Consider the following 18,529-nt stretch of genomic DNA (forward strand, 5'->3'; position numbering starts at 1 on the left):
TAGCAATTAATGAATCGGCACGGTGTGTAAAGTGCCCGCTTTCATGTCAGGAATCAACAGTGATTTGCCATCTGCCGATAGGCTGATATCTGCTGCGGACTGATACCCCTGAATAATGCGTTGTGGCGTTGCTTTGGGTTCAGTCAGTTGCCAGACATTACCACCTGCCCAGTCGCTCACATACAGCAGGCCGTTGGCATCTCTGACCAGGCCATCTGCACCGCCAAAGCCTTGATTCAACAAGGTGACGCTGGTTTTTTTGCTACCGATTTGCACGCTGAATAGTTTGCCAGTGCCAAAATCAGCCACCAGTAAACGATCCGGGCCATCCATCAGTAAACCATTCGGGCGCTTGATGCCTGCTTTGGCTTTAAGCACCTGCGTCAATTTGCCATCTGGCGCAATCTTAAAGATGCCTGCACCGTTGCCGTGGTCATCGCCACTGTCTGACACATATACATTGCCCAGGCCGTCGATTTCAATGTCATTTAAAAACACTGGTTTTTGCGGGAAAGCGCTGGCCGCAGCAATCACGGTTTGGGCGCCGCTAGCCGCGTCAATGCGTACCACACGATCCATGTCGGCCACATACAGCTGGCCATTAAACAGATCCAGGCCTTTCGGGTCGTTTAAGCCATCCGCCAGGGTGCTACGTGTACCGTCAGCGGCAATGCGTGTGATTTTGCCATCGCCCAATTTGCCAAATTCACCAATTTCAGAGACGTAAGTCACGCCTTCCGGGGTGGCAAATACAGACTCCGGCATGACAAAACCGCTCAAGGTGTTGGCTTCGCTGGCAGGGGATGCTGCTACGCTGTGTGTTTTACCATCATAGCTGACACGGTAAATCACGCCATTGTAGTCATCCGATACCAGTAAAGAGCCATCCGGTAGTTGCAGCACATCATTCGGGCGGCCCCATACTTCGCCTTCAGCACTCAGCCAGCCGTCGATAAACGGTTTGGTTTCCTTGACCTGCTGCTGGGCGTCAAATGTCACGCGTACCAACTGGTAGCCGACGGGTACTTTACGGTTCCAGGAACCATGCTGCGCAATCACGGCATTGCCCTGATATTCGGCTGGAAACTGTTTGCCGGTATAAAACTTAAAGCCCAGGTTGGCGGTGTGTGCCTGGAATTCGGCGACTGGTTTGGTCACGTCAGCTGGCGGCGTTTTGTTTTTCCAGTTCGGGTCACGCGCATCGCCACCGGCGTAGTAAGGAAAGCCAAAATGCAAACCGGCTTTAGGCGCTGCGTTCAGTTCGTCGTGTGGCACATCGGCACCTAACAGGTCCACACCATTGTCGGTGAAAAACAGGGTGTTGGTGCCTGGCTGAAAGTCCATGCCTACCGAGTTACGCACACCTTTGGCAAAGGTTTCTACCTGGCTGCCATCCGGATTCATGCGAATAATCGAGGCTTCAATGCCGACCGGGTCACAAATATTGCATGGTGCACCCAAGGTGACATATAACTTGTTGTCCGGGCCTGCCGCCAGGTAGCGCCAGCCGTGGTGTGCCTTGTCTGGCAACTTGTCGTAAATGACTTCACGCATGGCCTTGAATGGCAGGGTTAAATCGAAATCGGGTGCGGCATAACGCGTGATGCGATGTTGCTCAGCGACATATAAATGACCATCAACCATGGCCACGCCATTGCCTACACTCAGGTCATCCAGAATAGTGACGACCTGGTCGGCTTTATGGTCCTTGTTTTTATCGACCACGGCGTATACTTTGCTGCCGCGTGTGCCGACGTAGACATTGCCGTTGGTGCCCAGCGCCATTTGGCGCGCACCGGGAACTTCTGCGTAGACTTCAACATGAAAGCCTTCCGGCACATGCAGTTTGCTCAAATTTGCGCGCACATCGTTAATATCTGCCCAGGCAGAGGTGGCCAGTGTGGCGAACATGGCGCTGACCAGGCCTGTGATCAGTGGATTCTTTTTCATTTGTATCCCTTTCTCCAAAAGTATTGCAATCAATCCAACTGCAATAGGGCCAGTGTAAGCAGTTGTATCTGCCGTGAAAAGTTAAAAGATATGAAATGATTGCCTAATTCTATGTCGGTAGTGATGGTTATTGCTAATTAGGAGTAATATGAATGCCTATTTATTTTAATCGCACTTATATTATGAATGGTAACGAATGCTGGCATGCGCACGACAAAGACCGCACGATTACGCTGCTTTCGGCACTGACACCGACAGAGGGATTTACCCTCACCGCGCTGGATGGCGTCAAGCTCATGCGCTGGAACCGGGCCATTCCGCGTAGCCCGGTATTTTATGAGCCGAGTATTGTGTTTGTCTGCCAGGGTCGCAAAGTGGGCTATCTAGGCGGTGAGGTCTATCAATATAATCCGCAACAGTTCCTGATCCTGTCGGTGCCATTGCCGTTTGAAAGTGAAACCATCGCCTCCGCCGAGGAGCCATTACTCGCTATTTCCATCCGCATCAATCTGTCTATGGTTTCCGAGCTGTTGTTGAGTGTGGAGCATGCGACGCCGATGAATATTAACGGCAGAAGTGGCATAAGTTCGACAGCGCTGGATAAGCAATTGTCGAATGCCGTGGTGCGATTGCTGGAGTGCCTGCAATCTAAAAATGAAGCCGCCGTACTCGGACAGGCGATTATCCGCGAAATTCATTACCGCATCCTGCAGTCTTCGCAAGCGTCGGCCATTTTGGCTGCACATAGCATACACAACAATATGGGCAAAATCAGCAAGGCGCTTAGGTTGATTCATGCCGAATATGCCAATGAGCTCAATGTCGATACGCTGGCGGCGGTGTCTGCCATGAGCGTGCCGTCTTTTCATGCTGCATTCAGGGATGTGACGGCTACCTCACCGATTCAATATTTGAAAAAAACACGCTTGCATAAAGCCCGTTTGCTCATGGTGCAGGACGGTATTAATGCAACCTTGGCTGCGACTAAAGTCGGCTACGAGAGTGCCTCACAGTTCAGCCGCGAGTTCAAGCGCATGTTTGGCAAAAGCCCGATGGAGGAGGTGAGTGCCGTACGCAGCGCATTGATCACATCGCCCGGCGAATTTGTGGCCAATCAGATGGTCGGCCAATATGTGACTGTTCAACAGTAAAACTATCATTGTGACAATGAAGCCACGGTTTCTTGAGTCAAATATGCCAAGATCGCAGAGGATTAGGCAAGTATTTGATAAGAGCAGGCAAGCACTTTTAGGCTACCTTGTTTAGACTGTTTAGCGATACAGTGGTGATGTTTTGCCGCTGGTTAACACGTAACAATAGATGATGGAGATGCTATGAAAACTGCCGCCTATGGTGTACAAAATGCGACCTCACCGGTCGCGCCCATGAGTATTGATCGCCGCGAAGCGGGGCCACACGACGTCCTGATTGATATCGAGTACTGTGGTATTTGCCACTCGGATATCCACCAGGCCAGGAATGAATGGGGTGGTGGTTCTTTGTATCCCATGGTGCCCGGCCACGAAATTGTCGGCCGTGTGAAAAGTATCGGCAGTCATGTTACCAAATTCAAGCTGGGGCAACTGGTTGGGGTCGGCTGTATGGTCGACTCCTGCCGCCACTGCGAAGACTGTGACGCTGGTGAAGAGCAATATTGCAATGGCTCTGTGTTTACCTACAACGCCAAAGACACCAAGCATGGTGGCCTGACCTTTGGTGGCTATGCCGAGCGTATTACCGTTGATGAAAATTTCGTTGTCAGCGTGCCAGAGAATCTGGACACCAAAGCCGTGGCGCCACTGTTATGTGCCGGTATTACCTTGTATTCACCACTCAAACACTGGGATGTACAGCCCGGCCAGAAAGTGGGCATTATCGGCCTCGGTGGCCTGGGTCATATGGGCGTGAAATTGGCCGCCGCCATGGGCGCGCACGTGGTCATGATTACCACCTCAGCCAGTAAAGCAGCGGATGCTACCAAGTTGGGCGCACATGAAGTGCTGATCTCTAAAAATGCGGATGACATGGCCAAACATGCGGCCAGTTTTGATCTGATTATTGATACCGTGCCGGTAGCGCATGACCTCAATCCTTATATCGGCCTGCTCAAGCGCGATAAAACCATCGTGCTGGTCGGACCACTGGATCCGGTCGAAGTGCATGGCGCCAACCTGATTACCAAGCGTCGCCATGTCGCCGGTTCACTGATCGGTGGCATCGCCGAGACCCAGGAAATGCTCGATTTCTGTGGCAAGCATAATATCGTCAGCGATGTAGAGATGATCGATGCCAACTACATTAATGACGCTTACGAGCGCATGCTCAAGAGTGATGTGAAATACCGCTTTGTGATTGATATCAACTCAATGAAAGCTTAAGCAAACGCTTACCAAAAGCCCTGTTCGGTTGAGCAGGGCTTTTTTATGGATGCTGCAGCTTACTTTGAGCTAGGATCCGTGGTTGCCAATTTATCGGTTGCCTGCGGGTCAAGACTGTTAGCCTGTAGTTGCCATGCCTCAGCAAATGGGCCGCCATTCGCGCGCAACACGTCTGGCGGGCCATCTTCAATAATCACCCCATTTTTCAACACGATGATTCTATCGAATGAGGCCAGTGTAGAAAGCCGGTGTGCGATGGCTAACACGGTCCGCCCTTGCATCAGCGAGGCTAACGCTGACTGAATTTCTTTTTCAGACTGGGAGTCCAGCGCAGACGTGGCTTCATCCAATATCAAAATTGGGGCGTCTTTGACAAAAGCCCTGGCGATGCCCAGACGTTGCCTTTGTCCACCCGACAGGCGGATGCCTTTTTCACCCACGATCGTGCGATAGCCTTTGGGCAAGCCGCGAATGAAGGCGTCACAATAGGCATCGCGTGCCGCGCTATACACTTCTTCGTTAGAGGCTTCTGGGCGGCCGTAGCGGATATTTTCGAACACCGAGCGGTGGAACAGGGCAATGTCTTGCGGGACGACGGAAATGTTTGCCCGTAAACTGTCTTGTGAGACCTGGTCGATGCGCTGGCCGTCAATCAGGATCTGACCGCCCTGAATATCATCCAGGCGCTGAATCAGGCTGATCAAGGTCGATTTCCCGGCACCGGAAGCCCCCACCAGGCCGACTCTCTCACCGGCCTTGATCTCAAATGACAGGTTATCAAACACTTTGTGACCATCTGGATAGGTATAAGACACGTTGTCAAACAGGATATTACCGCTTTCGACTTTAAGTGGTGAGGGTTCAGCCGGGTCTTTGACCGAGTGTGGCTGCGCAATCACTTTGAGTGTTTCATTGATGACGCCGAATTGTTGGGCAGTGCCTACCAAGGCAAGGGCAAGGTCTCGCGAACCATGCAATATCCTGAAAGTAAGGGTGCTGACGATGACCACGTCGCCGGTACTGATGCTACCGGCGCGCCAGAGTAATATGGACCAGACCAGCATACCGGCACCGGTCACGACCAGGCACATGTCATGGATCACACGTGCCAGTTCTACATACATCCAGCTGCGCCGGTGCGCTTTGGCTTCCCTGTTCAATTCGCGCGACAGCCTGTTTTTTTCGCGATAGCGGGCGGAAAACGCTTTCACTGTCCACACATTGCTCACTACATCGATCATTTTGCCGCTGGCATCGGAGGATCGCCTGGCGTAATTGTCATGTATCCTGCGACCGCGGATGCCGAAGAGGATGAGCAGGCCGGCGACAAACAACACTGAGAACAGCAAGCCCAAACTCATTTGCCAGCGTATGGTCGTCAGTACGAGAATGGCACCGAGGAAATCGGTGATCGGCGGTAAGATACGCCAGAACATTGTGGCAAATATCTCACCGGTAGCCGCAGCGGTAGACGTGATGCGGTTGCCCAGTGCGCCTGAAAAGTGCTGGTTGAAGTAGCGCATCGAATGGCCGGTCAGATGCTCGAACAGGTCTAGCCGGATATCGACCCCGCTGGCGACGATGGCGCGGGAACCTTGCCAGCCACCCAAACGCCACAACAGGTTCTCGACGGTGATCAATCCCAGGAAAAGGAATAAAGGCGCCCAGACATGGGCGGTGGATCGTACCGAACTGTCCATGGCATCCACCAGCAGCTTCATGGCATATTGCACACCAACCGCTGAACTGGCGGCGCCGATGATGATGAGGAACACTGAGCCAAACAACCAGGGGCGGCGCGTGATATACAAAAACAGAAAAGGGATCGCTCTATGCGGGAGGGAATGGTTTGTCAGGTTCACAGATGAATAGGATGCCAGGTATTGAATAAGCTGAAGATATGTTTAATTAAACCAGAAAAATCATAACAATGACCTGATCATTTTCTTGGCAAAGTATATTTTTCACTTGCATTTAGTTTGATTCCATACTATATTGATCCGTATTATGTTGCTGCTTAAAGAATTACCTACCTCCAAAAGCCTGGAAAAGTTTGTGACACGCTATCCCGGCACAGACATTTCGGCCATTTCTGACTTTGTCAGCATCTTGCGTGCAGCGTCAGATATTTCATCTGCACTGGATGCGTTGCTGGCCCAGCATGGGCTGTTGCAAGGTCGCTGGTGGGTGCTGGTTTTACTCATGCGCCAGGACGACCTGACTTCTTCCCCTTCAGAGTTGGCTGACAAGGCGGGTGTGACCAAGGCGACAATGACTGGCTTTATTGACGGCCTGGAGCGCGAAGGGCTGGTGTCACGTTTTATGGATACCAATGACAGACGCAAATTCCTTATCCGCTTATCGGTGGCCGGGCAGCAGAAACTGGATGAAGTGATGCCAGTGTATGTGCAATGCGTCACGCAGTTTATGAATCTGCTGGGCAAGCCAGAAAGAAATGCCTTGATTAGCGATCTCGCCACCTTGGCCAGCCGGGTCGATTTAATCAAGTAAATTGAACCAGTAAAATTTTTTAGTTATTTAGTTTGATTCCATACTATCAATAACCATACTTTATGTTTATGCCATTGACTATCATTGCCATATTGCCGCGCCAACCCCTGAGAGTGTCTCGCTGGGGTGTCTGGTTATTGGCCCTGTTATTAAATGGCTGCATCAGTTCCAAAGGTATCATCCCCGCGTCGCAGCCGCTGGCGCAAGATAAACTGGCACTGGGCAAGGCGATAGAGGATGCCTCCGCCATTGCCTGGCCGACTGAGCATTGGTGGCAGGCGTATCAGGATACGCAGTTGGACCGCCTGGTCGAAAAAAGCCTGCGCGATCATCCTGACCTGAAAAAAGCCACAGCGCGCATCGCCTTGACCATCGCCATGGCTGAGCAGGCACATGCGACGACCTTGCCGAATGTTGGCGGTAAAGTCAGCTCGTCACGTGAACGTTTTACCGAGTTGAGTTTTATCCCCAAGCCGTGGGCGGGCCGCTTTAACTGGAACAACCAGGCGACGGTAGACATGTCTTACAACCTGGACTTATGGAAACAGCAGAAGTCAGCCTGGCTGGCGGCGCTGGATGAGACCCATGTCAGTGAAGCTGAAATGCAGCAGGTGAAGATTGAGTTGACGGCGGCCATGGTGAAAAGCTACATCCGGCTGGCGGCAGAATATCAATGGCGCGACCTGGCAGAAGAGGAACTGGATGATGTGCGCCATGAGATTGCCATTGCTAAAAAAGCGCTGGCTGCCGGGCTGAATACGCAATTAAACCTGAGCCGCCTGGAGGCGCAATTGCCTGCGGCGCAAAACAAGTTGGTGCAGATTGAGTTGCACCTGACATTATTAAAAAATCAGATTGCAGCACTCAGTGGTGAAGGGCCGGGTGCGGGTGACAGTCTACAGCGCCCAACATTGCGTTTGTCCGCCAGTATCGGTTTGCCTGATCATTTGCCTGCCAACCTGGTTGGCCGCCGCCCGGATATTGTCGCTGCCAGATGGCGGGTTGAAGCATCGCAAAAATACATTCAAAGTGCCAAGGCAGCGTTTTACCCGAATATCAATTTGTTGGGCTATATCGGCTTTCAGGCACTGGCGTTTTCCGGCTTGTTTTCCAGTGCCGGTTTAGTCGGCAATTTAGGCCCGGCCATGTCCTTGCCTATTTTTGATGGCGGTAAGCGCCGGGCTAACTTGTCGGCAGAAACGGCGCTGTATGACATGGCGGTGGAGGATTACAACGCGACTATTCTCAAGGCACTGGAAGGTATTTCTAACCAGTTGTCCGTGCTGAGTACGGTGGCGACCGAAACCGACAATACGCAGCAGGCGCTGGCAAAAAACGAGCAGGCGCACAGATTGGCGGTGAAGAATTACCGCGCCGGGTTAAGCAACCTGGTGGAGAGCCTGCAAACCAACGCACTGGTATTGCAACAAAAAGGCATTCTGGTGGAGCAGGAGGCGGTGCGGCTGGAAGCCTATGCGGCATTGATGCTGGCGCTGGGTGGAGGGGTGATTGATGCTGAGCACGCAGCACATTAATCATTGCATACAGCGGTTACTCGCTGGTATGGCTTTGCTCAGGCAGGGAGCGCGACTGGTGGCCGTGTGCCTGCAACAGGCAGGCACAGACTGGTACCGGCAGGACTTTCCGCTGATCGGCTATTTGTTCAAATACCTGTTGGCGGCTTTTCTGGCGTTATGGGTGGCCTTGAAAATGGAGATGGATCAACCGGCAACCGCCTTACTGACGGTGGTGATAGTCATGCATTTCCGCTCCGGCATGGTGATCACCAAAAGCTATTACCGCCTGATCGGTACCGTGATCGGGATTTTGTTTTCCATGTTGCTGGTGGCCTGGTTTGCACAAGACCGCTTCCCGTTTTTTATTGCAGCAGCGCTCTGGATAGGCATGTGTACGGCAGGCTCGCTGGTATATCGTAACTTCCAGTCTTATGGATTTGTCTTGGCTGGCTATACTTTGTGTATTGTCGGCTTGCCTGCGACGCTGACGCCTTGGCATACCTTCCAAATCGCCTCAACCCGCATGTCTGAAATTGGCGTCGGTTTATTAAGTGCGACCTTGGTCAGTGAGCTGGTGCTGCCGCAACGCCTGTGGGAAAACATTCAGGCAGTCGTCCGCAGCAAATTTCGCGATTTCAGCGTATTACTGGGCACCGGCGCACCTGCTGGGCTCAATCAGCCGTTTTTAAAGTTCATGCAAGATATTTATCAGCTGGAGGCATTTCGTTCGTCTGCGCAGTTTGAAACGGATGATGCGCGGGTACATAGTGCAACCATCAACCGGCTCAATGTGCAATTTATGGCAGTTTCTACGACCTATGTCGTCTTGCAGCGACTGATCCAGCGTTTACAAACCCGTGCAGCGTCAAAGGAAGCAGACGCTTTGCAGGTCTTGATGCAGCCCTTATCTGCCGCGGTGCTAATAGACGGGCAGCCTGCTAGTCATGCTGAAGCCATCACCCAGGTGCAGCAAGCTGTCGCAGCGTTTCAACATGATTTTGATACGCGCCTGGCGGCGCAGTTACAACACTTGATGATACATCCGGAGGTCAATCAGCTGGAGGTGGAAACCGGTGGAGAATTGCTGTCGCGCCTGGCAAAAGAGTTGACTGCCTATCTGGACACCTACGCATTGTTAGTGGCACAGCCACGTGCGCGCAAAGTGGCGAGCCGTGAATTCACCGCTGAGCAGTTGCATATGCACATTGACTGGTTGCCGGTGTCGATTGCTGCGACCCGTGGCGCACTCACCTTGCTGATCCTGGCGGCCATCTGGATGACCATAGATTGGCCCTCCGGTATCCTGGCCATGACGCTAGGGGTGATTACAAGCACCTTGTTTGCGGCTAGTCCGGCGCCAATGGCCACTATCCGTCAATTCTCAGTAGGAGTGTTGCTGGGCATCGTGCTGGTGTACATCAGTAATGTATTCTGGCTCACCGCGGCACATGATTATGTCATGCTCTGTATCGTGATTACGCCTGCGGTTTTGCTCACCGCCTGGCTAAGTGCACGGCCAGCCACCACCCTGGTGGGCGCAGGGTTGGGCATTGCTTACTTTTTGATGGTGGGATTCAACCAGGCGCTGGGCGATAACCCGGTCAAATATTTTAACGACTCTATTGCGCTGATGGTGGCACTGGTGGTGTCCGGCATCATGTTCAGCCTGACGGATTATGCGGCGAGTCCCTGGGCCAAGGCCCGCGTGTTTACCCAATTGCGCAAGTTAGTGGTCGATGCCTGTCTGCATACAAGCATGACAGCGCCCGTTTTTGAAATGCGCACACGCGACTTGATCCAGCGTTCCGGCAGTGTGCACCGCCCACAAGAGGCTGAAAGTGTGCGTGTGGTCGAGGCCTTGTGTGCTGCGCTAGAGGTAGGGCATGCCGTGTTGGCGTTACGTGCGGTTGCCAGGGGGATATTGGCACAGCCTTATCAATTAGTGCACCGCACACTGACGTTGGTCGCCAGTTATTACAAGCAGCCAGGGTTGGCGCAGCAGCAAGCCGTGTTGCAATGGTTGGATCATTTTCTGGCCTGGTTGCAAGGCGGGGAGTATGCCGATGCACTCCTGCCCTCACAAGCGCGAAAGCTCACCACGCAATTGCATTTTATCAGGCTGGTTATCGCGGCAGAGCTGCCGCTGGACCAGGCTTTAACGTCAAATGGGGCTGACTCATGATGCATGCATGGATTCCGCGTGAGTTTGCTTTTCTGGATGCCCATGTGCCCACCTTGTTTGTGGCGTTTTTGCTCGCCGCTGCAGCGATCTGGCTGATTGATAAAGTATTGGCCGCCTGGGGGATCTACGAATTGGTGTGGTATCCGGCCTTGTTAAGGGTTTCCTTGTTTTTTGCTTTGTTTTCCGTGTTTGGTCTAATGGTGTATTGAAAGGTTGAATCATGCAAACGCAACGTATCTGGTTTAAGGCAACAAAAGGTATCCTGCGCGTCTGTATTACGCTGGCAATCGCGCTGGCGGCCGGGTTATTGGCATACAAGTTGTGGGTGCGCTATACCGATTACCCGTGGACGCGCGATGGCCGTGTGCGCGCCGATGTGGTGAATATCGCGCCGGATGTGGCCGGGTTGGTGACCGCCGTGCCGGTGCGTGATAACCAGTATGTACACAAAGGCGACGTGCTGTTCCGTATAGACACTATGCATTACCAGCATGCGCTGGCAGAAGCCATCGCTGTGACCCAACAGAAGAAGTCCATCTGGGAGATGAAAAAACAGCAATCTGCCCGCCGTGCGCATCTGGATGATGAAGTCATTTCACGCGAAAACCGTGAGGATACCGATCTGGGCGCACTCGCTGCCAAAGCCGAATATGAGGCCGCCGTGGCCCAGGTGGAAAAAATTAAACTCGATCTCGAGCGTAGCGTGGTGCGGTCGCCGGTTGATGGCTGGGTGTCTAACCTGCTGGTACGCCCGGGTGATTTTGCCCAGGTAGGCGCGGCCAAGCTGGCGGTGATTGACCAGCACTCATTCTGGGTCTATGGCTATTTTGAAGAGCATAAATTAAATATGATCCAGGTGGGGGACGCGGCCGAAGTGCAGCTGCTGGGCAGTCATGCCACGCTCAAAGGCCATGTCGAAAGCATTGCCCATGGCATTACCGACCGCGATAACCCGACCGATATCCGTTTGCTGGCCAATGTGAACCCGACCTTTAACTGGGTGCGCCTGGCACAGCGCATCCCGGTGCGTATCCACCTCGACCAGATTCCAGCCGCGATGCCACTGGTCGCCGGCATGACATGTTCGGTGGTGATCAGGCATGGATAAGCAGGGCCACATGCAACAGAACCCGACAGTCTCTGTTAAGATGGTTATTCATTGATCACAATCTAAGCGCATGCTTACCGACAAACCGCCAACGGGACTGTTGTCCCTGATTATTTCCATCATCGCCTATCTGGCATTGGCGCAAGCCGACAAAGTCATGCATATCGGCCAGCCCGAGTCGCTGACCATTTCTATCCTGTTTGTGCTGCTGATTATCAACCTGGCCTTTCAGCTGTCGTTCCAGGTGGAATATGTGGCCGAACGGCTCAAAGAGCCTTATGGCACCATGATACTGACCATCAGCGCGGTCATCATCGAAGTAGTGATTATTGTCATGATGCTCAGCCATACCTCGTCGACCACGCTGGCCAGGGATGCGATTTATTCTGCGGTGATGCTGGATATCAACGGTATTTTAGGTTTGTGTGCGATTGTCGGTGGTATCAAATATGGCGAAGTGGAGTACAACGTCAACTCCGGCAACACCTACATCGTCATGATCATGACGGCGCTGGGCATCTCCATGGCCTTACCTGCCTTTTTGCCGCCCGAGCACTGGCGTTTGTATTCCATGTTTACCATCGTCACCATGAGCGTGTTTTATGCACTGTTTTTGAAAATGCAAACCGGGCGCCATCGTAACTATTTCAGTTACCGCGACCAACATCAGGCACAAACCGGGCAGTCGGCTGGCGCGATGAGCGCAGATGTCAGATTTTCCATTCTTTACATGTTAGCTGGCATCATTACCATCGGTTTCCTGTCTGAGGAAATGAGCATGCATATGGATGCCGGTTTAACCGGCAGTGGCGTGCCACCGATTGTGGCTGCGATTGTGGTTGCCATCATCGCGGCCAGCCCGGAAGTACTGACGGCGTTGAAGGCTGCGGTCAATGATCGCATGCAAACGGTGGTGAATATTTCACTGGGTGCCACCTTGTCGACGGTGATTCTGACTGTGCCGGTGATTGAAGCCATTGCCCTGATCGAAGACAGACCGCTGATTGTCGGTTTGTCGCCGACGCAGATGGTGATGACGTTCCTGACCCTGATTGTCGCGACCATCAATTTGCATGATGGTGAAACCAATGCCATTGAAGGCATGACGCATTTTGTATTATTTATGGCCTTTGCCATGCTGGCCGCTTTGGGTATGTAGTGTTGTTTTTATAATGTTTGTCGCGAATTAATCATCCTTTATGAATACCGTTCTTGAGTTGATACAGCAATATGGCTTGCTGATCGTGTTTGCCAGCGTCTTTCTTGAGCAAATGGGCCTGCCTTTACCAGCCTACCCGACCTTGTTGCTGGCAGGCGTGCTGATTGGCAATGGGCAATATTCGTTTGCGGCAATGTTGTTGGTGGCAGTGGTTGCCGCGCTGATGGCCGACTCCATCTGGTATCGCGCGGGCCGCAAATATGGCAAACGCGTGATGGGCAAGCTGTGCAAAATCTCTTTATCGCCGGATACCTGTGTCCGGCAAACTGAAGCGCTTTACCTGAAATTCGGTCCGCCTGCCTTGCTGGTCTGCAAGTTCGTGCCCGGCTTTGCGTCTATCTCCAGTGCACTGGCAGGCTCCTCCGGCACACGCTACTGGTTATTCGTATTGATGGACGGCCTGGGTGCCGTGCTATGGGCGGGCTCCGCATTGTGGTTGGGGCATTTGTTCAGCTCTGCCATTGATGAGCTGATGCTCACGCTGGTCGAGATGGGTAAGTGGGGCACCTTGCTGGTGCTGGTGCTGATCACGGCTTTTATCGCCGCCAAATGGTGGGACAGGCAACGGTTTATCAAGAGTTTGCGCATGGCGCGTATCAGCGTCGACGAATTAAATACGCTGTTGAATAGTGGCGCTGCACCGGTGATTCTCGATACGCGGGCCAAACACCTGGTAGAGGACGGCTGGATTTCAGGCGCGCAGTTTGTGACGCTGGAAGACGTAGATCAACTGGTGCTGGAGATTGATGAAGATGCGCCAGTCGTGCTGTATTGCTCTTGCCCCAATGAGGTGACGGCGGCCAAGGTGGCCAAAAAACTCATTGGCAGAGGTTACCGCAATATTCGCCCACTGACGGGAGGCATAGATGCCTGGCGCGATGCTGGTTTTGAGATCACCACGCCAGAAAAAGAAGCCATGATGAAGGACATGCATGTTTAACGTAGTGGGGATTGCGCTCAAGCGCCCGTATACTTTTGTGGTCATGGCGTTGCTGATTTTGATTTTTGGCACGCTGTCTGCCATGCGTAGCCCGGTCGATATTTTTCCTGAAATCCGCATTCCGGTGGTGGCAGTTGCCTGGCAATATACCGGCTTGCCGCCGGATGATATGGCCGGCCGTATTACCACGCTTTACCAGCGCACGCTGACGACGACAGTCAATGATATTGAACATATCGAGGCCAACTCCTATAACGGCTTCGCCATCGTTAAAATCTTTTTCCATGCCGGGGTGAATATCGCCACGGCCAATGCGCAGGTATCGGCGATTTCGCAAACGGTGACGCGGCAAATGCCTACCGGTACTACACCGCCGCTGATCCTGAACTACAACGCATCTACGGTGCCAATTTTGCAGATTGCCTTGTCCGGTAAAGGCCTGACCGAGCAAAACCTGGCTGACCTAGGCCTGAACGCCGTGCGTATCCGCCTGGTGACTGTGCCCGGCGCGGGCGTGCCTTTCCCTTATGGCGGCAAGAGCCGACAAATCCAGATCGACCTTAATCCGGCTGCATTGCAGGCCCGCGGCTTGTCGGCACAGGATATTTCGAATGCGCTGGCTGCCCATAATATGGTGGTGCCTATCGGTACGCAAAAAATCGGCAGCATTGAATACACCTTAAACCTCAATAATGCCGCCGCGGCGATTGAAGACCTGGCCAATATCCCGGTGAAAGTAGTCAATGGTGCCACCGTGTATATGCGCGATATCGGCCAGGTACGTGACGGTAACCCGCCACAAACCAACATCGTGCATGTGGACGGTAACCGTTCGGTGCTGATGACCATCCTCAAAAATGGCGCGATTTCGACGCTGGCCATTGTTGACGGTATCAAAGCCAAGCTGGAAGAAATCAAACCCGGCTTGCCAGAAACGCTGGTCGCGACGCCGATCAATGACCAGTCTATTTTTGTGCGTGCCGCGATTGATGGCGTGGTGTTTGAAGGCGTGCTGGCGGCGATTTTAACCAGCCTCATGATCCTGCTGTTTTTGGGCAGCTGGCGTTCGTCGCTGATTATCGCCACCTCCATTCCGCTGTCTATCCTGGGGGCGATTATTGGCTTGTCCGCCATCGGCGAAACGCTGAATATCATGACCCTGGGTGGCCTGGCACTGGCGGTAGGTTTACTGGTGGATGAGGCGACAGTCACCATTGAAAACATCAACTGGCACCTGGAGCAGGGCAAACCGGTCGAGCAGTCTATCCTCGATGGCGCAGCCCAAATCGTCACGCCAGCGTTTGTGTCGCTGCTGTGTATTTGTATCGTGTTTGTGCCTATGTTTTTCCTCGAAGGCGTGTCGCGCTACCTGTTTGTGCCCATGGCTGAAGCGGTGATGTTTGCCATGGTCAGCTCATTTATTTTGTCGCGCACGCTGGTGCCGACCATGGCGAATTACCTGCTTAAGCCACATCTGCATGAAGAGCACAGACCAGTCAGCCGCAATCCGCTGGTGCATTTTCAACAGTGGTTTGAAGCCCGGTTTGAGCGCATTCGTCATGGTTATAAAGCTATCCTGATATTGGCTGTCGACCATGGTCGTTTGTTTATGGCCGGTTTTATGGCGGTGGTCATGCTGTCGTTTTTATTGCTGCCCATGCTGGGCAGTAATTTCTTCCCCAGTGTCGATAGCGGGCAAATTCTCATGCATGCGCGCGTACCGGTGGGGACGCGGATTGAAGATACTGCCAACCGTTTTGCCAATATTCAGGCAGCGATTAAAAAGGTCATTCCTGCAGATGAAATCCTGACCATTGTCGACAATATCGGCATGCCGATCAGTAGTATCAACATGACTTATAACAATACCGGCCTGACCGGCGCGCATGATGGCGATATCCAGATTGCGCTCAAGGAACATCATGCACCGACGGCCGACTATATCCGCACCTTGCGCGAAGTGTTGCCTAAGCAGTTTCCGGATACCACCTTTTCGTTTCCGCCTGCCGATATTGTCAGCCAGATCCTGAACTTCGGTTCGCCTGCGCCAATTGATATCCAGATACGTGGTGGCAAACTGGCTGACGATTTTACTTATGCCAACCAGTTACTGGCCAAGGTGCGTCAGGTGCCTGGCGTGGTCGATGCACGTATCCAGCAATCACGCAGTCGACCTTCATTTGATATTGCCATTGATAAAACCCGCGCGCAGGAAATCGGCATCAGTACGCGCGATGTGACCAATAGCATGGTGATCAATATGGCCGGTAGCTCGCAAGTCTCACCTACTTACTGGCTTAACCCGGCCAATGGCGTGACTTATCCTATCGTGCTGCAAACGCCGCAATATCAACTGGATAGTCTGAATGCACTGGCCAATTTGCCGATTAGCGGTAGCGATGGCCCGTTGCAGACCCTGGGCGGGATTGCCACCTTTAAACGCAGTGTCGGCAATGCCGTGGTCAGCCAGTATGATATCCAGCCTATGGTGCAAGTGCATGCCAGCACGCAAGATCGCGATCTCGGTGCCGTGGCAGCCGATATCCGCAAGATTCTGGATGAGACCAAAGACCAGGTGCCCAAGGCAGCCAGTGTGGTCATGCTGGGGCAGGCGTATACCATGGACCATGCCTTCACCGGCCTGTTTTTTGGCCTGCTAGGGGCGATTGTGCTGATTTACCTGCTGATTGTGGTTAACCTGCAATCCTGGAGCGACCCGTTTGTGATTATTTCTGCCTTGCCGGCGGCATTGGCGGGTATTGTCTGGATGCTGTTTGTGACCTATACGCCGTTATCGGTGCCTGCTCTCACCGGTGCGATTATGTGTATGGGGGTGGCGACCGCCAACAGTGTGCTGGTCATCAGCTTTGCCCGTGAGCGCCTGGCCGAGTTGCAAGATGCCACTGCGGCAGCGATTGATGCAGGGTTTGTGCGCTTCCGCCCGGTGTTGATGACCGCGCTGGCGATGGTGATTGGCATGACACCCATGGCCTTAGGCTTGGGTGAGGGCGGGGAGCAAAATGCGCCGCTGGGCCGTGCCGTGATTGGTGGCTTGTTATTTGCGACGGTGGCTACGCTGCTGTTTGTGCCGGTGGTGTTTAATGCCATCCACAAAAAGCACTACCCGCGCCCTGTCAGTGTTTCTACCGGAGATGTACATGCGTAATGCGACGACGGGGACTTCCCGTGGACTTAAACTGGGTGGCCTGCTGCTGGCCCTGGCCGCGATTGGGATTGTGGTGATTGGTGTGACCAGCCGCGCGGGCAACCACGAAAAACTCAAGGCCTGGACAGACAAACAGGCCGTGGCGACCGTGAGTGTCAGCCAGCCTGATCATGGCGTAGAAGCGGGTAGCCTGAATCTGCCTGGCCGCTTTGAGGCCTACGCCCGCGCGCCTATTTATGCGCGTGTGAGCGGGTATTTGAAAAGCTGGAAGGTCGATATCGGCGGCAGTGTTAAAAACGGGCAATTGCTGGCAGAAATCGAAACGCCGGACCTGGACCAGGAGCTATTGCAGGCCAAGGCTGACCTGGCTAGTGCCCAGGCCAATGTCGCCCTGGCTGAAACCACGGCCAAGCGCTGGCAGGATATGCTGAAAACGCAGTCGATCGCGCGGCAGGAAGTCGATGAAAAGCTGGGTGACTATCAAAGCAAGCAGGCAATTGTGAAAGCGGCTGAAGCCAATGTGAACCGCCTGCTTGCGCTCAAGAGCTTTGCGAAAATTCTGGCGCCTTTTGACGGTTCGGTCACGGCGCGTAATACCGATACCGGGGCCCTGATTAATGCGGGTAATAGCGGTACGACGGCACAGCCATTGTTTGAAGTGTCCAATACCCGCAAGTTGCGTTTATACATCAATGTGCCGCAAAACTATGTCAGCCAGATCAAGCCAGGCGGCAAAGCGCAGTTTACGGTGCCAGATTCGCCGGACGCCGTGTTTGAGGCGACCATACAGTCGACTTCGGGTGCTATTAATGCGTCGTCTGGAACGACATTGGTACAGTTGCTGGTGGATAATGCGGCGGGCCGTTTCCTGCCAGGCGGCTTTGCTAACGTGAACCTGGCATTGAATGATGCCGCTGGCCGCTTAAGTATTCCGGCCAGTGCCCTGATTTTTGATCAGAACGGGCTTAAAGTAGCGACGGTGGGCCAAGATCACAAAGTGATATTAAAGACGATTACGATTGCACGTGACCTTGGCAAAACCCTGGAAGTGCAGTCTGGCCTGACCAGCCAGGATCAGGTGATTGAAAACCCGCCAGATGGTGTCACTGATGGTGTGCTGGTGAATATTGCTGCAGGCACAGACGTACCCAAATAAGGGAGCGGCTGAAGCTGCAGGCCTTGTTAGCGCGTGAGTATCAGCCAGCCGCTTAAGGCGATCGCTGTCGCCGCCAAAAACAGATTCACTGCAGGCGGTAACCACAGCACATGGCCGCGCGGTTTTTCCTGGATATTTAGCGACTGGCAAAATACCAGGAACTGTACGGCAGACAATAAGGCCGTACAGGCACCGATGAGAATAAATCCCACCCCGATATACAGTGACAACGCGCTTTGTGCATGTGGCAGCGGGTGATCGTGAGCCACTAGTTGCATAAACAGGCCAAAACGCTCAATCACAAAGCCTAGCCCCATCAGGGCAATCGCCGAGCGTTGCCAGGCCAGCAAGGTGCGTTCGGCGGCAAAATATACACGTGGGTCGTCAAGGTAAGACATAGGG

Annotated in this window: 14 protein-coding genes; 11 read left to right on the forward strand and 3 right to left on the reverse strand. The window is 53.3% G+C overall.

Going from position 1 to position 18,529, the window contains the following annotated elements:
• Positions 1 to 6 precede the first annotated feature (6 nt).
• Positions 7 to 1,950, reverse strand: coding sequence for an SMP-30/gluconolactonase/LRE family protein (locus GQ52_RS07660; RefSeq protein ID WP_047516445.1), 1,944 nt, complete (start codon positions 1,948 to 1,950; stop codon positions 7 to 9).
• Between the two features lie 152 nt (positions 1,951 to 2,102).
• On the opposite strand from GQ52_RS07660, the gene GQ52_RS07665 reads away from it, so the two are divergent.
• Complete coding sequence (locus GQ52_RS07665; protein ID WP_047516448.1) at positions 2,103 to 3,101, forward strand: AraC family transcriptional regulator; 999 nt, start codon at positions 2,103 to 2,105, stop codon at positions 3,099 to 3,101.
• Positions 3,102 to 3,284: 183 nt separating this feature from the next.
• Complete coding sequence (locus tag GQ52_RS07670) at positions 3,285 to 4,328, forward strand: NAD(P)-dependent alcohol dehydrogenase (protein ID WP_047516451.1); 1,044 nt, start codon at positions 3,285 to 3,287, stop codon at positions 4,326 to 4,328.
• A gap of 59 nt (positions 4,329 to 4,387) precedes the next feature.
• Here GQ52_RS07670 and GQ52_RS07675 read toward each other — a convergent pair whose 3' ends face one another.
• On the reverse strand, positions 4,388 to 6,139 hold the full coding sequence (locus GQ52_RS07675) for an ABC transporter ATP-binding protein (RefSeq protein ID WP_047516453.1): 1,752 nt from the start codon (positions 6,137 to 6,139) through the stop codon (positions 4,388 to 4,390).
• Positions 6,140 to 6,335: 196 nt separating this feature from the next.
• On the opposite strand from GQ52_RS07675, the gene GQ52_RS07680 reads away from it, so the two are divergent.
• The 9 genes from GQ52_RS07680 to GQ52_RS07720 all read left to right on the forward strand — a co-directional run bounded on the left by GQ52_RS07680 (position 6,336) and on the right by GQ52_RS07720 (position 18,127).
• On the forward strand, positions 6,336 to 6,839 hold the full coding sequence (locus GQ52_RS07680; protein ID WP_047516456.1) for a MarR family winged helix-turn-helix transcriptional regulator: 504 nt from the start codon (positions 6,336 to 6,338) through the stop codon (positions 6,837 to 6,839).
• A 68-nt stretch (positions 6,840 to 6,907) separates the two neighbouring features.
• Entirely contained in the window at positions 6,908 to 8,374 is a 1,467-nt protein-coding gene (locus GQ52_RS07685) for an efflux transporter outer membrane subunit (RefSeq protein WP_235273055.1), read from the forward strand.
• Positions 8,352 to 10,538, forward strand: a complete 2,187-nt coding sequence (locus GQ52_RS07690; RefSeq protein WP_052179050.1) for an FUSC family protein — start codon at positions 8,352 to 8,354, stop codon at positions 10,536 to 10,538. The genes GQ52_RS07685 and GQ52_RS07690 overlap by 23 nt, the downstream gene beginning before the upstream one ends.
• The gene (locus GQ52_RS07695; protein ID WP_052179052.1) at positions 10,535 to 10,747 is read left to right on the forward strand and encodes a DUF1656 domain-containing protein; all 213 of its coding nucleotides are present in this window, start codon (positions 10,535 to 10,537) and stop codon (positions 10,745 to 10,747) included. The genes GQ52_RS07690 and GQ52_RS07695 overlap by 4 nt, the downstream gene beginning before the upstream one ends.
• An 11-nt stretch (positions 10,748 to 10,758) precedes the next feature.
• Entirely contained in the window at positions 10,759 to 11,646 is an 888-nt protein-coding gene (locus tag GQ52_RS07700) for a biotin/lipoyl-binding protein (protein ID WP_047516462.1), read from the forward strand.
• 70 nt (positions 11,647 to 11,716) lie between these two features.
• Positions 11,717 to 12,805 (forward strand): calcium:proton antiporter, encoded by a 1,089-nt coding sequence (locus GQ52_RS07705; RefSeq protein WP_024930719.1) that lies wholly within the window; start codon positions 11,717 to 11,719, stop codon positions 12,803 to 12,805.
• A gap of 40 nt (positions 12,806 to 12,845) precedes the next feature.
• Positions 12,846 to 13,805 carry a DedA family protein/thiosulfate sulfurtransferase GlpE gene (locus GQ52_RS07710; protein ID WP_019883280.1) on the forward strand — a complete coding sequence of 320 codons (960 nt, stop codon included), beginning with the start codon at positions 12,846 to 12,848 and terminating at the stop codon, positions 13,803 to 13,805.
• Positions 13,798 to 16,971, forward strand: a complete 3,174-nt coding sequence (locus GQ52_RS07715; RefSeq protein WP_047516465.1) for an efflux RND transporter permease subunit — start codon at positions 13,798 to 13,800, stop codon at positions 16,969 to 16,971. The genes GQ52_RS07710 and GQ52_RS07715 overlap by 8 nt, the downstream gene beginning before the upstream one ends.
• The gene (locus GQ52_RS07720; protein ID WP_047518607.1) at positions 16,964 to 18,127 is read left to right on the forward strand and encodes an efflux RND transporter periplasmic adaptor subunit; all 1,164 of its coding nucleotides are present in this window, start codon (positions 16,964 to 16,966) and stop codon (positions 18,125 to 18,127) included. Before GQ52_RS07715 ends, GQ52_RS07720 begins: the two co-directional genes overlap by 8 nt.
• Before the next feature lie 26 nt (positions 18,128 to 18,153).
• On the opposite strand, the gene GQ52_RS07725 is transcribed toward GQ52_RS07720, so the two are convergent.
• Positions 18,154 to 18,525, reverse strand: a complete 372-nt coding sequence (locus GQ52_RS07725) for a YidH family protein (protein WP_019883277.1) — start codon at positions 18,523 to 18,525, stop codon at positions 18,154 to 18,156.
• Positions 18,526 to 18,529 lie beyond the last annotated feature (4 nt).

This window comes from Methylophilus sp. Q8, assembly GCF_000800115.1.
Lineage (GTDB): Bacteria > Pseudomonadota > Gammaproteobacteria > Burkholderiales > Methylophilaceae > Methylophilus.